Annotated in this window: 12 protein-coding genes; 8 read left to right on the top strand and 4 right to left on the bottom strand. The window is 29.0% G+C overall.

The features are described 5' to 3' along the window. Nucleotides 1-65: 65 nt before the first annotated feature. Nucleotides 66-2,330 (top strand): autotransporter domain-containing protein, encoded by a 2,265-nt coding sequence (locus ACO409_RS08310; protein WP_485556314.1) that lies wholly within the window; start codon nt 66-68, stop codon nt 2,328-2,330. Nucleotides 2,331-2,464: 134 nt separating this feature from the next. After that, a complete protein-coding gene (locus ACO409_RS08305) occupies nt 2,465-3,058 on the top strand; it encodes a hypothetical protein (RefSeq protein WP_485556313.1) in 594 nt (197 codons plus the stop codon). Between the two features lie 113 nt (nt 3,059-3,171). On the opposite strand, the gene adhP is transcribed toward ACO409_RS08305, so the two are convergent. After that, entirely contained in the window at nt 3,172-4,215 is a 1,044-nt protein-coding gene (gene adhP / locus ACO409_RS08300; protein ID WP_485556312.1) for an alcohol dehydrogenase AdhP, read from the bottom strand. A 526-nt stretch (nt 4,216-4,741) separates the two neighbouring features. Here adhP and mgtE (ACO409_RS08295) point away from each other — a divergent pair. The 3 genes from mgtE (ACO409_RS08295) to ACO409_RS08285 all read left to right on the top strand — a co-directional run bounded on the left by mgtE (ACO409_RS08295) (nt 4,742) and on the right by ACO409_RS08285 (nt 8,173). Further along, nucleotides 4,742-6,088 carry a magnesium transporter gene (gene mgtE / locus ACO409_RS08295; protein ID WP_485556311.1) on the top strand — a complete coding sequence of 449 codons (1,347 nt, stop codon included), beginning with the start codon at nt 4,742-4,744 and terminating at the stop codon, nt 6,086-6,088. Nucleotides 6,089-6,177: 89 nt separating this feature from the next. Continuing rightward, nucleotides 6,178-7,527 carry a magnesium transporter gene (gene mgtE / locus ACO409_RS08290; RefSeq protein ID WP_485556310.1) on the top strand — a complete coding sequence of 450 codons (1,350 nt, stop codon included), beginning with the start codon at nt 6,178-6,180 and terminating at the stop codon, nt 7,525-7,527. 115 nt (nt 7,528-7,642) lie between these two features. Beyond that, nucleotides 7,643-8,173 carry a DUF5105 domain-containing protein gene (locus tag ACO409_RS08285; RefSeq protein ID WP_485556309.1) on the top strand — a complete coding sequence of 177 codons (531 nt, stop codon included), beginning with the start codon at nt 7,643-7,645 and terminating at the stop codon, nt 8,171-8,173. A gap of 132 nt (nt 8,174-8,305) precedes the next feature. Here ACO409_RS08285 and ACO409_RS08280 read toward each other — a convergent pair whose 3' ends face one another. The 3 genes from ACO409_RS08280 to ACO409_RS08270 all read right to left on the bottom strand — a co-directional run bounded on the left by ACO409_RS08280 (nt 8,306) and on the right by ACO409_RS08270 (nt 10,891). Further along, complete coding sequence (locus ACO409_RS08280) at nt 8,306-8,755, bottom strand: hypothetical protein (protein ID WP_485556308.1); 450 nt, start codon at nt 8,753-8,755, stop codon at nt 8,306-8,308. Then, complete coding sequence (locus ACO409_RS08275; RefSeq protein ID WP_485556307.1) at nt 8,752-9,528, bottom strand: DnaJ domain-containing protein; 777 nt, start codon at nt 9,526-9,528, stop codon at nt 8,752-8,754. The genes ACO409_RS08280 and ACO409_RS08275 overlap by 4 nt, the downstream gene beginning before the upstream one ends. A 379-nt stretch (nt 9,529-9,907) precedes the next feature. After that, nucleotides 9,908-10,891 carry an FAD-dependent oxidoreductase gene (locus ACO409_RS08270; protein ID WP_485556306.1) on the bottom strand — a complete coding sequence of 328 codons (984 nt, stop codon included), beginning with the start codon at nt 10,889-10,891 and terminating at the stop codon, nt 9,908-9,910. A 214-nt stretch (nt 10,892-11,105) separates the two neighbouring features. Between ACO409_RS08270 and rapZ the strand changes: the two genes are divergently transcribed. The 3 genes from rapZ (at nt 11,106) to ACO409_RS08255 (ending at nt 15,058) form a co-directional block, all read left to right on the top strand. After that, on the top strand, nt 11,106-11,981 hold the full coding sequence (gene rapZ, locus ACO409_RS08265) for an RNase adapter RapZ (RefSeq protein ID WP_485556305.1): 876 nt from the start codon (nt 11,106-11,108) through the stop codon (nt 11,979-11,981). A 48-nt stretch (nt 11,982-12,029) separates the two neighbouring features. Further along, entirely contained in the window at nt 12,030-13,841 is a 1,812-nt protein-coding gene (uvrC, locus tag ACO409_RS08260; RefSeq protein ID WP_485556304.1) for an excinuclease ABC subunit UvrC, read from the top strand. 200 nt (nt 13,842-14,041) lie between these two features. Next, a complete protein-coding gene (locus ACO409_RS08255) occupies nt 14,042-15,058 on the top strand; it encodes a hypothetical protein (RefSeq protein WP_485556303.1) in 1,017 nt (338 codons plus the stop codon). The last annotated feature ends 323 nt before the right edge of the window (nt 15,059-15,381 follow it).

Raw genomic sequence — 15,381 nt, 5'->3', positions numbered from 1 at the left:
GCTATCAAACTTCTTAGAAAATTTTTAAATAATTTTAAAGATTTTAGAACCCTGCAACTTTAGTTGTGGGAGGTTCAGATATTTGGCCAGCGGGGGACATCAGAGGAAATAAAAATCCGTCACTTGAAGGAGGACTTCCTTATTTTGAAAAAACTTTGGAAAAATCTTGGATAAATGTAGTTGCACTTGTGAATAAATCTGGAACTGCAGGATTGGAATGGAAGGATTTAGAACCATTGTCAAATGCAGGGGTAGCTAGTAAATGGACTATAACTGCGGTAAGTGAAGATGGAACATCAGCAAAAGCAGCGGAAAATGTTGCAAAAGCGGTAGATCAGGTACGTGAAAAATTTCCTGGAATGAAAATGGATATGATTAGAGACATAATTCTTTCAACAGCTACTGATATCGGAGCAGCAGGAGTGGATGATGTATTTGGATATGGACTTTTAGATGCTACTACTGCTTTAAATGGACCAAAAAGATTAGATTATGGAACGAGCAAATTTTATGTTCCAAATACAAAAACTTGGGTTTTTAAAAATAATATTTATGGTTCGTATACAGATTTAGAAAAAAGTGGAAAAGGAACATTAGTTTTAGAAGGTAAAAATTCTTTTTATAAAATAAAAGTAGATGGTGGAACACTAATTTTAAAAGGAGACAATACTTCTAGATATGAAACAATAATAAAAAGTGGAACACTCGATGTTAAGAGAAAATTTACTCCTCGAAATATTGAAATAGAAACGGATGGTACATTAATTACAAATCCTAATACTGTGATAGGAGAAATTACTAAAGATCATTATACGAATGAGATAACTGTTAATGTGGCAGTTAATATTGTAAATAAAGGAACACTAAAAAATATTGGAAAAGGAGCGATTATAACTGGAAATTATACAGCGAAATATGGTTCAGTGACAGAAGCAGAAATTGGATCAAAATTAATAGTAAAAGGAACAATAAAAATTGATGGAAGAGAAAGAAATCAAACTTTGGGAAGCACAGTAAAACTTTTGAGTAATGGATACGTTACTGCAACGCCAACAACATCAGCAGTTATTGAAGCTGAAAAAGGAATAGAAGGACAATTTGCAAAAGTGGAAACTGATGGATTGATTAATGGAAAAGTGGAAAATAAAGGAAATTCAATTGAAGCTACAATTAGTAGAAAAAATGTGGAAGATTATGTAAATAATTTGAAAAATAGCGATGAAATGCAGAAAAATACTGCTAAAAATGTAGAGGTTTCCTTTAAAGAATTAGATAAAAAAATAGCTGAAGGAAATGCAAATGTTTCTAATTTTGCTTTAGATGCGGCAAAACTTCAAAAAAATTCCCTATCTCTAAGTTCAAGTATATTAGATAGTTTATCAGGACAAATTTATGCTTCAGCTCAAGCTTTAACATTTCAACAATCGCAAACAATAAATAAGGATTTATCAAATAGACTTGTAATGCTCGGAACGCTTGATAATACTAGTGATAAATTTGGATTATGGATTTCTTCCATTGGAGCTAATGGGAAATTAAAACAAAATGGGTATGCTGAAGGAAAAACTAAAGTTTATGGAGGACAGGTTGGAATTGATAAGCAATTTGGAGAAAATTTGATTTTAGGAACAGCTTTAGCTTATTCAAAAGGGAATGTGAAATTTGATAGACATGGTGGAAAATCAGATGCGGATAATTTTGGAATTTCATTGTATGGAAGAGTTGGAAATAAAGATAATCCGATGTATTTGCAAGGAAGAGTTGGACTTGGATTTGTAAATAGTGAAGTTAAAAGGGATATTATTTTATCTGAAAATGATATTTCACGAGGAAAAATTGAGCATAATGATAAAGTAATTTCAGGATATTTAGAAACAGGGTATGATGTGAAAAAAGGTGATTTTGTATTGACACCATTTGCTGGAATCTCGCACGATACAGTTCAAAGAGGAGCATTTCATGAGGAAAATAGCCAATTTGGATTAAAGGCGGATAAAAAGACTTACAAACAAACAAGTGGACTTGCTGGAGTTAGAGTTAGTCAGAAATTTAATTTTGAAAATGGTTCAAAAACTACATTACAAGGATATATAACACATCAAAGGGCATTTAATAATGAAGATTTGAATTTTAAAGCATCATATTCAGGACTACCAGATGCAAAATTTAAAGTAAAGGGAATAGGACTTTCAAAGAACCAAACATGGGTAGGAGCTGGAGTTTTAAATGAAGTTAGTTCAAAATTTGCCTGGTATTTGAATTATGATGGAAAAATTGATAAAAAGGCTAAAAATAATGTATTTACAGCTGGTATGAGAGTTAATTTTTGATAGACTTTTTTAAATAATAAATTTACAAATTTTTTATGAATTTTAAATTATATATGTTCAATTATCATTGGTAAAATATTTTCAAATAAAAGTTTAGTTCAAAAATTAAAAATAAGTTTTAGGAGATGATTTTTATGAAAAAGAAAAAAGTTTTAATATTAATTATATTGGCCTTTATGATGGTAACACCAGCAACGAAAGCAGATTTTTGGTCAAAATTAAGAGATGCTCTTATAGGTGGTGATAATTATTCAAATTCAAGTTCAGAGGATAAAAATATTGTAGATGGTAAAATTTATAATCCAAAGGATAATAGAGAATATAGACTAGTTGAAAAAATGAAAGATGAAAGAGAAAATTCTCAAAGTGACTATAGAAAATTTGAAAATTCATCAAGTAAAATTTTTTATTATGAATGTACAATAAATCCAAAAGATTTTTTATCAATAATAGGATTTAGGACTTTTTATGGATATGCTGATTTTCCTGTATATGAAATTAGTTCAGGAGTGGAAAAGTGTTATGAAAAGAAGGAAAATGAATATAAAAAGGAAGTTTCTAAAAGGAAAATTTATATAGACAATAAATTGGCAAAATATATTTTAAAAAATGAAATTAATGTTCAAAAAATAGCAGTTTATGATGCAAAATTAAATGATAGAGGCTATCCTTTGTTTAGTTCAAAAAATCCAAGAGTTTTGATAAATGATAAATTAGTATCTTATTAAAATGATAAAAATTAAAAAGTAAAAAATAAGAAAAAATGTAACTAACAATTTGAGTTAATTACATTTTTTATTACATAAAAGATAACTTAAAATCATAAATAATTTTGGATTAATTAATGTTTATGTCCGCAACAGCAAGAATGAGAATGCATATCAATTACCATACGTCCTTGAATTTTTCCATCTTCCATTTCTTTAAAGATTTCAGGAGCTTCTTCTATAGTTCTAGTTTGAACTACTGGTACAACTAATCCTTCAGCTCCAAATTGGAATGCTTCTCTTAAATCTTCTCTTGTTCCTACTAATGAACCAATTACTTCAATACCATCTAATACAGTTTTTACGATTGGTAAATCCATAGTTTCTGATGGAAGTCCTACAGCAACAACTTTTCCTGCAGCTCTTACTGAATCTATAGCTTGGTTAAATGCAACTTTTGATACAGCAGTAACTACAGCAATATGAGCTCCAATTCCGCTTAATTCCTTAATTTTTGCAACTGGATCTTCTTTTTTACCATTTATAATGTAATCAGCTCCAACTTCTTTAGCAAGTGCCAATTTGTCATCATTTATATCAACAGCAATTACATGAGTATTGAATACTTTTTTAGCATATTGAACTGCCAAGTTTCCTAATCCACCTGCACCGTAAATTACTACCCATTGTCCTGGTTGAGGTTTTCCGACTTTTATAGCTTTATAAGTTGTAACTCCTGCACAAGTGATACTGCTGGCTTGAGCTGGATCCAAACCTTCAGGAACTTTTACTGCATAATCAGCTGTAACGATACATTGTTCAGCCATTCCTCCATCTGCAGAATATCCAGCATTTATTACATCTCTACATAGTGTTTCCTGTCCATTAATACAGTATTCACATTTTCCACATCCTTCAAAGAACCAGGCAATACTAACTCTGTCTCCAGGTTTTAATGATGTTACTCCATCAGCAACTTCTTTTACAATTCCAATTCCTTCGTGTCCCAAAATTCTTCCAGGAACTTTTCCAAAATCCCCATGAGCCACATGCAGGTCAGTATGGCAAACACCGCAATATTCTACATCAACTAACGCTTCTCCAGCTTTTAGTCCTCTTAATTCTTTTTCTACAACTTCTATGCCTGTTCCTTCTTTATTAACTACTACTGCTTTCATTTATTTTACCTTCCTTTTTTTATTTTTTTAAATGTGATTATATGAATATTTAATCATACAACATATTTATACCTTATAAAATTCAAAAAGTCAAATTATTTTTTTAATAAAATAGTTTGTCGTGCTTACTATTTGGGTAGAAAATTTATTTTAATAAAATATTATTAAAAAGATTTTTCAAATTTTTTAAAATTTATTGACAATAGGTAGTTTGTTTGGTAGAATTTCTGTGAGCATAAGTTTTATTAGTTATTTATCTTAATTTTTGTTTTGATTTTGGATATAATAAAAATAATGGATATAAATATTTGAAATTTATGCTAATTTTAATGTTTTTTGGAGGTGGATGTTTTGAACGAGGAAGTCCCGGAAGAGAGATTTAAAGATTTAAGTAATTTAAAATTTAAAAATTTGTGCAAATATGGATAAAGGGAATGTCTTCGTTGCTGTTATTCTCCTGATTTTTATTTGCAGAAAAATTTTAAAAAATTAAAAGTGCAAAGAAGAAAAAAGAAAGGAGATAATAATGGGAAATAACATTATTCAAAAACTTATAGATGAAAAAAAATATTTTGAAATTAGAAAATATCTAAATGACTTAAATATAGTGGAAGTTTCAGAACTATTAAATCAGTTTGAATCTTCTGAATTAATAATGATTTTTCGACTACTTTCTAAAAATAGGGCAGCCGATGTATTTTCATATCTGGACACTGAACATCAGGAAATGATTATTAAAACCATGACAGATGTAGAAACTAAAAATATATTTGATGAGCTTTATTTTGATGATATTGTCGATATTATTGAAGAAATGCCATCGAATGTGGTAAAAAAAATATTAAGGAATACTGATGCAAAAGATAGACACACAATAAATCTTTTGTTAAAATATCCTGAAAATTCAGCTGGAAGCATTATGACAACTGAATATATGGACTTAAAAAAGGATATGACAGCTTCTTCTGCAATTTTTAAAATTAGGGATGTTATGGAAGATATGGCAAATGTCTATACCTGCTATGTGATTGATGAAGGTAGGAGGCTGGAAGGAGTAATTTCCCTAAAAGAGCTTATTACGAGCGAGGATGATGAGCCAATTCAAAATCTTATGAATAAAAATGTAATAAGTGTTCATGTAAATGATGATCAGGAAAAGGTTGCGGAAATAATAAAAAAATATAATCTTATCGTACTTCCTGTGACTGATGATGAAAATAGACTTTTAGGAATCATTACGATTGATGATGTAATGGATGTTGTGGAACAGGAAGCGACAGAGGATTTTCATAGAATGGCTGGGATTTCGCCTGTGGAGGAGTCTTATTTGAAAACAAGTGCCTTTACAATGGCAAGACAGAGAATTAGCTGGTTAATTGTACTTATGATTTCTGCCACATTTACTGGAAGAATTATAAGCAAATATGAAGATGTGCTGCAGTCTGTAGTTATACTTTCTTCATTTATTCCTATGCTGATGGATACAGGGGGAAATGCAGGTGCACAGTCTTCAACAATTGTAGTCCGTGCTTTGGCATTGGGGGAAGTTGATACAAAAGATACTTTTAAAATATTAAAAAAAGAATTTCTTATTTCATTTATAGTGGCCGTAGTTTTAGCGGCAATAAATTTTTTAAGAATTATAACTTTAACAAAGACACCTTTAAATGTTGCAATAACAGTTTCAGTAACTTTAATTTTTGTGGTTATAATTTCTAAAATAATAGGTGCTTTTTTACCAGTTATCGCTAAAACTTTTAAAATGGATCCGGCAATAATGGCAGGGCCTTTAATAACAACGATTTTAGATGCGCTTACTCTTACTATTTACTTTAGATTTGCAACTATGTTTTTAAGTAATGTTATAAAGTAAATATTTTTATAAAATTTAAGAATATAAAAATTGATTGTCTAATTGAAGTTATATGGCAACTAATATAAGAAAAATGAGGTGAGAAAAAAATGAAAAAAATAAAAAGAATAATTGAAGATCTTTTGAAAGAAAAAAAATATTTTGAAATAAAAAAAGAATTAGATAAATTAAATGCAGTTGAAATTTCTGATGTGATAAATTTATTTAAACTGCCAGAGCTTGTAATAATGATTTTTAGACTTTTAAAAAAAGATAAAGCGGCGGATGTGTTTTCATATTTGGATAGTGAACATCAGGAAATGATTATTCACGCTTCAACTGATGTTGAAACACGAGAAATATTTGATGAACTGTATTTTGACGATATTGTTGACATTATCGAGGAAATGCCGTCGGATATTGTAAAAAAAATCTTGAAAAATACGGATAGAAAAGATAGACATTTGATAAACCAGCTTCTAAAATATCCAGATAATTCAGCTGGAAGCATTATGACGACTGAATATGTGGATTTTCAGAAAAATATGACAGTTCAAGAGGCGATAGGACAGCTGAAAAAAACTGGGAAAGACAAGGAAAATATTTATACTTGCTATGTTACGGATAAAAAAGGGAAATTGGAAGGTGTGCTTTCACTAAAGGAATTGATTTCTAAAAAGGACAGTGCTGTAATTGAAGATATTATGAATACAAATTTTGTAAGTGTAAATACACATGATGATCAGGAAAAAGTTGCAGATTTATTTAAAAAGTACGATTTTATCGTTATGCCAGTTGTTGACCATGAAAATAGGCTTTTGGGAATAATTACGGTGGATGATGTTTTAGATGTTGTGGATCAGGAAGTTACGGAAGATTTTCACAAAATGGCTGGAATTACTTCAACTACCGATGATTCCTATTTAAAAACAAGCATCTTTACGATGGCAAAGCAAAGAATCGGATGGCTTGCAGTTCTTATGATTTCTGACACAATTTCTGGAAATATAATACAAGGTTACGAAAAAGTTCTGGCAAAGTCAATAATTTTAACAGCATTTATCCCAATGCTTATGTCAAGCGGAGGAAATGTCGGTTCACAATCTTCAACGGTTGTAATCCGTTCACTTGCACTTGGGGAAATCTCTCCAAAAGATGCCTTTAAGGTGATTAAAAAGGAATTTTCAATTGGAATAATGGTATCAGTAGTTTTGGCGCTATTAAATTTTATAAGACTTGTAACACTTGAAAAAACTAATTTTATAATTGCTTTTGTCGTTTCATTGACACTTGTATTTACAGTAATTATTTCAAAGCTGGTTGGAGCATTGCTTCCGCTTGGGGCAAAAATTGTGAAGGCTGATCCAGCGGTTATGGCGACACCTTTGATAACAACGATTTCAGATGCTGTGACGCTTATAATTTATTTTAATTTTGCAACAATGTTTTTAAAACTTTAGTAAATATAAACAATAGCAGTTTATAAGTAATGAAAATCTAATGAAATGCTGTATATATCTTTATGTAATTATGGTATAATATAAAATAAAAGATGTCAAGGAGGAAAATAATCTAATGAAAGCTAAAATATTAATTTTATTAAGCATGCTTCTATTTGTAGTAAGCTGTGGAACTCATCCAGCACAAAAGGAATTTGAACGACAAATGAAAGTGATACAATCAGGAAATTTATCGAATTTTGGTAAAGCAAGTGGAGATGTAGCTGTTATTTTAGAACAATCTAGTAAAATATGTGGTGAAGGAATGAAAAAAATAACTTACAAGATTAATAAAGTTGAAGCAAAAGGAAATAACGCTACAATTAATGTTACTATAAAATCTCCAGATTTAAAACCATATATGCCAGAATTTCAAAGTAGAATACCTGAAAAACTTTCAAAAGCTATGCCAAAAAATAATGAAGAATTACAAAGTCAAATATCAGAACTTGGAAAAAAATTCTTTAATGAAAAATTTAACAGCAAAGATTTGAAATATACAGAAAAAACTTTGGATGTTAAATATGTAAAAAATGGAAAAGATTGGGAAATGAGCGATGAAAATGAAGAATTTTTAAAAATCTTAACTTTTGATCTTATGAATTAATCTAAAAAAAAGAAGTTACTTTAATTTGGGTAACTTCTTTTTTATTTTACTTGTTTGTAAAATTATAGTAAAATGGTTAAAACAGAATTTAAAAACTATGACTGTTTATTTATTTTCCTTCTCAAACAGAATCTATAACGAATTTTTAAATATTGTAAACTCTCGAAGTTCATTTTGTTTGAGTGTATCTGGATACTTTTTAAATTGAATTTTTCCAAAAGATTCTATTATATCAAATTCTGAAAGAAAATATATGTGTAATTCAAATTTTGTCTGTGTACCGCAAATCCATATCGTTCCTTTTGATAAATCTGTAAATGCGTAGCCAATATTACTGCTTTTTTTCCATTTAAAGATTTGATTTTTTGGAACAGGAAGTTTTGACATTCTTCGGTTAAGTTCCTTGCTAACCATATTTTCGCAGGCATCAGTGCCAAAAACTATAAAAAATGAAATTACAAAACAAATACCAATGACAAATAATCCAAGATTTAAGAGAATTGGTATTGAAGCACAAGCTAAAAAAATTAGAAATCTTGCTACATAAGCTAATTTTATATATTTATAATTTTTTACAATCATTGTCTTTTTCTCCTTTGCATTAGATAATATTCCAGCTGGTTATCTAAAAATTCCTTTATATCATTTAATTTTTGAGTTTTAGCATTAGCATCTGGATCTGAATTTCTATCTGGATGCACTTTAACTATTTCCTTTTTATATGCTTTTTTTATTACATCTTCATTTATTTCTCCATTTTTATCAATTTTCAAAATATCTAGATATTCTTCAAATTTTTGAATAATTCCTCCATCATTTGTGCTTTGGTAATCAAAATTTGAATAGTCGTCATTTTTCCTTTCATATTGCTCCCTTTCATATTGCTCCCTTTCATATTGCTCCCTTGAGTATTCCTGTTGCTGTCTATAGTATGAGTATTCTTGAGATTTTTCTTTCCAGTACTGTTTTTCCCTGTCTTGCTGCTTCTGATATTCTTCCTGAGCTTTTCTTCTTCTTTCGTATTCTTGGTTGCTTGCACTTTCAAACCATTGCTCATATTTTTTGTAAATTTTCTTATTTTCTCCTCTTTCATTCAGAAGAATTCCCAAAATAAAATTCAAAAATTCTGGAATGGCTTTAAAAATCAGAAAAACTGCACAAGCAATTAGAACGTAAATAAGAACACCTAAAAGCCAGCTCCAGTTTCCAGCAAAAATAAAAGCAAGAAGAGCAAAAAATACTAAAATTGGCAGTATTGTATAAAATCCTATAGCCATTATTGCAAATGAAATTAAACTGCATAATTCAGCAATTTCACTTAATATAAATTGTACTAATCTTATTAAGGTTTTCACTATTTTCCTCCTTTTTAGAAATTAAATTCCGTTTAAAAAATTTAAGTAAGAGATTTTTATCCTTTGCAAAGAAATTCATAGCTGTTTTGCTGTTTAAATGGAAAATAGCATTAAACAGTATTTATTCAGCGAAAATTTAAAATTTCCTATTTCAAGCAAAAAATATTTTTAAACAAAATTCGGTATTACTGAGCCTCCCACGACTAAAGTCGCAAGTGTTCTTGCACTATTTAATAAAAAATTCTTAAATTAATAATATTTTACTCAATTATAAGATAGATGTCAACTTTTAATATTTTTTATAAGTAATAATAAATAAAAAAATAGAAGAAATAATATTCCTTCTATTTTAAATTTAATAATTTTTGACGAATTAAAATTAATATTTTGTAATTAAATAATCGAATGCGCCAAGTGCTGCTTTTGCTCCTTCGCCCATTGCGATAATTATTTGTTTTTGTTTGATATTTGTAACATCTCCTGCTGCGAATATTCCTGCTACGGAAGTTGAGTTATTTTCAGGATTAATTACAATTTCTCCAATTTTATTTGTTTCAACTAAATCTTTAACAACTTCACTTCTAGGCGATAATCCTACTTCAACAAACATTCCATCTACATTTAATGTTTTTTCTTCTTCAGTTTCTCTGCTTTTATAAACAATGCTTTCTACAAATTCATTTCCATTTACTTTAGTAGTTGCAGAATTTAAAATTACTTTTATATTTGATTGTTCAGCTAATTTTTTTTGTAAAACTTTGTCGGCTTTTAATTCAGGCATAAATTCAATTAATGTAACTGATTTTGCAATTCCAGATAAGTCAAGAGCTGCTTCAACACCTGAATTTCCACCACCAATTACAGCTACATTAAGCCCCTTATAAAAAGGCCCGTCACAAGTTGAGCAGTAATGAACACCTTTTCCAGTATATTCGGCTTCTCCTGGAATATTAAGACTTCTTGGCTTTGCTCCTGTTGCCATAATAATTGTTTTTGTCTTATAACTTTTTTCATCATCAGTTATAAGTATTTTATCTTTTCCGTTTTCTTTTATTTCTTTTACCAAATGTCCTTCTTTAAATGCAATTTCATATTTTTTCAAATGTTTTTCCAAAGCTTGGGCAAATTTGGCCCCAGTTGTTGAATCAGTTCCAATAATATTTTCAATTTCATTTGTGTCAAGAATTTGTCCACCAATTTTTACTCCTATCATTGCAACGTTAAGTCCTTTTCTAGATGCATAAATTGCTGCTGAAACAGCTGCAGGTCCAGAACCTACTACGGTTACATCGTAAAGTTTATTTTCATCAATTTTTGCTAATTTTCCTTCATCTAAAGCCCCAAGATTTAAACTAAAATCCATTTTTATACCTCCAAATTTTATTTTTGATATTATACAAATTTATTTAATTTTGTAATCATTACAATTTATTGTAATACAAATTTTTAAAATTGTCAACATTTAAATTTTTTAATTTTTTCATTTATCAAAAATTATTTATATTTATTGGGAGATATGCTATAATAATTTTAAGAGAAATTGGAAAAATAAATTTATTTTTTAAAGAGGAATTTGTATGGATAAAATAAAAAAAGAACTAGTTATAATAACTGGAATGAGTGGAGCTGGAAAATCTGAGGCAATGAAATTTTTTGAGGATAGGGAATATTTTTGTATTGACAATTTTCCTATTAATTTGTTTCAGTATTTGAATGAAATATTTATTAGCAGTGGAAAAAGAAACCAGGTGGCAATAGCAATAGACGTTAGAAATCAGGAATTTATCGAACAGTTGACAAAACAGCTGGAAATATTGGACAAGGAGGAAATATCTCATACTATGATCTATCTGGATGCAAGAACAGATGTTTTGCTTAGCAGATATGAGCTTTCCAGAAGAAAGCACCCATTGAATATGTATGACACGCTGCTTGCCAATATAAAGGCAGAACGTAAAATTATAAAGGATTTTATGGTAAAAGCTGATTTAGTAATTGATACTAGTACATTGACAGTGAAGAAGTTGCAGGAAATTTTAGAAAAGGAATTTTCAGGGCAAAGAAAAAAAATAAGTGTTAATTTAACTTCCTTTGGATTTAAATATGGAATTCCTTTAGACTTACATTTAATGTTTGATTTAAGATTTTTGCCAAATCCTTATTATATTGATAATTTAAAAAATAAAACTGGAAATCATAAGGAAGTGCAAGATTACGTTATGGGGCTTCCAGAAAGTCAGGAATTTTATAAAATGCTTTTAAATATGCTTTTGTATTTAATTCCAAAATATGAAAAGGAAGGGAAATCACATTTACGTATAGGGATCGGATGTTCAGGCGGACAGCATCGTTCGGCTACTTTTGTAAATAAACTTTATGATGATCTTTCGCAAAAAATAGATTATCATATTGGGAAATTTCATAGAGAAGTGGGAGATAAAAAGGAAATTTAGTTTTACTTAATTTATACAATTTAAAAGAAAGAATAAAAAAATACAAAAATGGAAGAAGAAATAAAGACAGAAAAAATAGAAAAAGAAATAAAATCGCCAGTTAAATATAAGGATATTCCCACAAATCCCGGAGTTTACCTGATGAAAAATGAACGAGGAAAGATTATTTATGTAGGAAAGGCAAAAAATTTGCAAAATAGAGTAAAATCTTATTTTACAAATGTAAATTCGCATAATCAGAAAACGCTGGAATTAGTTAAAAATATTAGGGATATTGAGTTTTTTATCTGTAAATCAGAAGTTGAGGCACTTATTCTGGAAAATAACCTGATAAAAAAGAATAAGCCAAAATATAATATTTTGTTAAAGGATGAAAAGACTTATCCGTATATAAAGTTTACAAAGGAAAAATTTCCAAAGGTGGAAATTGTGAGAAGTACAAAAAAATTAAATGAGAATGCCGAATATTTTGGGCCTTATCCAATGGGAATATTTTTTGCAATGAAGTCGCTTATTAAGATATTTCCAGTTCGAGATTGTAATCGAAATATGGACAAAATTACAAAGCCGTGCTTGAAGTATTACATGAAAACTTGCCCCGCACCTTGTAAATACAAAGATATTGAAGATGAATACAGTACGAATGTAAGCAATTTCAAAAATTTCTTGAAGGGACATTCTGATAAAGTTCTTGAAATGCTGGAAAATCGGATGAAACAGTTTAGTGATGAAATGGAATTTGAGCGTGCGATTAACGAGCGTGAAAAATTGGCTGTGTTAAAAAGAATGCTGGAAACACAAATTATCGAGTATAGCAAGGAAATTGACGAGGATGTGTTTGTATTTGAGGAAAAAAGAGAAAATGTGTTTTTATGTGTGCTGAATATTCGGGAAGGGAAAGTTATTAATAAAAATCACATAATAATTTCAATGGAAAGAAGTCAAGAGGAAAGTCTTTTTGAGAGGTTGATTACTTCTTATTATGAAAAGAGGAATATTCCAAAGCATATTATTTGTGATGAACGATTTTTGCAAAGCGAATTTTTGATAAAGGAATGGGCAAAAATTGAAAAACATAAGGAAGTAAAACTTCATTTTCCAAAGATTAATAGCCGAAGATTGCAGCTTTTGGAAATGGGATATTTGAACTTACGGGAAGAAGTTGAGAAATATTACAGAAAACGTCGTATGGTTCAGGAAGGGCTTCATAATTTAAAAAGAGAATTACGGTTAAAAAGTTTTCCTTACAGAATTGACTGTTTTGATATTTCAAATATTCAAGGGAAAGATGCAGTTGCGGCAATGACTGTGGCTATTGACGGGGAAACAACGCCTAAGGAATATAGGCATTTTAAAATTACTGTAAAAGATACGCCAGATGATTTTTTGATGATGAGGGAAGCATTAACACGAAGATATTCTAAAATAGAAAACGAGAAAATGCCCAATCTGATTCTAATTGATGGTGGAAAAGGGCAGCTTGGAGTGGCTGTGGATGTGATGGAAAAACTTGGAAAAATGGAGCATACCGATGTAATTGGAATTGCAAAAAGGGAAGAGGAAATTTTTAAAAGTTATGAAAGTGAGCCGTATTTATTTGAAAAAACGGATGAAACATTAAAAATTTTGCAAAGATTAAGAGATGAAGCTCATAGATTTGGAATTACACATCACAGAAAATTGAGAAGTAAGCGTAATGTCAAAAGTGCGTTGGACGACATTTCAGGAATTGGACCAAAGCGTAAAAAGGAATTAATAAAAAAATTTGGATTAATAAAAAATATACGAAATGCAACATTGGAGGAACTGATGGAAATTGTGCCAGAAAATATTGCTATTTCTATAAAAGAAAATCTATAAATTAAATTTAAAGTATTTAGATAAATTATTTTTTCTAATAGATCTGTTCGATAACTATACAAGCTCAGAATTTAAAATAAATATTCTGAAGCAAGAGGTTTTGCCCCCTTGCAGAGATAAAAAAACTCAGGTTATTGAACATATCTATATAAAGATTGAAATTAAAAAAACAAAAAATAAAAACTTTCAGGAGGAAAAACTTGAAAAAATTAATAATATTAATGTTGCTTGGGTGCAGTATGACAAGTTTTGCTCTTTTTGATAAAATAAAAAAGGAGATAAAATGGAGAGAAGAAGAGCAGCCAAGATTTAAAAAGGTAAAAGTGATGATTGATGGAAAAGAGAAAATGAGAAAAGTAATACCAGGAAATTATGAAATAAAACTATTTGAAATTACGTATCCGACAGACTTATTTGGAAAAAATAGATTTTACAATGAATTTAATGCTTTTTTGAAAGATATAAAAAAAGGGAAAAAATATTCATTGCTTTTGGAAGATAGATTTTATCAGGAAATGCAAGATATAAAAGTCGATCAGCTTTCAGAAGAGGAAAAAATATTGGAATTACCAGCATCTTCGTTGGATGAATACTATAAACAACAAATAATTGCAATGTCAAGAGGAGTTAACTTTACTGAATATGTGGGAACAGATCAGGAATATTTGAATAGACAAATTTATGTTCTTTATGAACTTTTGAATAAAACAGATTTTAATCCTAAAAATGTCTATTCGGAATTGGATAAAGAATTTTTAATTGAAGAATTGAGAAATAATCGAAAAGAAGTTGTAGAAAACTTTGAAAAATCAAATGTTGAATTTTTTATAAAAGAAACTTATGAAAATTCAGGATTAAATAAATTTAAAGATGATTCAGTATACAAATTTGACAAAGATATTTTAATCTCTGATAAATTAGAAGATCAAGCAGTATTGCCAGAACTTCAAAGAAATATTTATTTAACAGGTTTTCCAAATGAAATAATTGAAAAACTTGCTAAAAATCAGTTAAAGCTAAAAAGAACATTGCTACTACTTGAAAATAGCGAGTATCACGGTTATACTTATAATGAAAACAATACAGTAGTATTTGTAGGAGGAAAAAATCCAAAATATTATTACAATGATTATAAAATAAATGTAGTTAAAAAGCCAATAGAAGTTCTTGATTTATTAAAAACAAGCTCGAATTATTATGTATCAGACTTTTTTTAAAATTTTATTTTTGGTGTAAGTAATAGTAAATTTTGTTTAATATAAAATCCTAAATCATTCATCTAAAAGATTTTTTTCTTTATAAGTATTTTTCATTTTTGTAAATAATAATTATTTCTTTTATTGTTATGTTTTTTTCTTTTAAAGATTCAAAGGGGATCAGTCGCCATCCCCTTTGAGAACCCCGCTCGTCTAAGCATTTTTTGAAAATAAAATCGAAACTCGCTTCGCTCAAACAGTCGATTTTATTTCCAAAAAATCACGACAATTTTAACAAAAGATAGCAAGAAGTCGTAGGCTTTCTATAAGTGGGAGATGAATTG

This window comes from Leptotrichia sp., assembly GCF_057270615.1.
The sequence above is the reverse complement of the archived record's forward strand: the minus strand, read 5'-3'. Positions and strand labels throughout refer to the sequence as shown.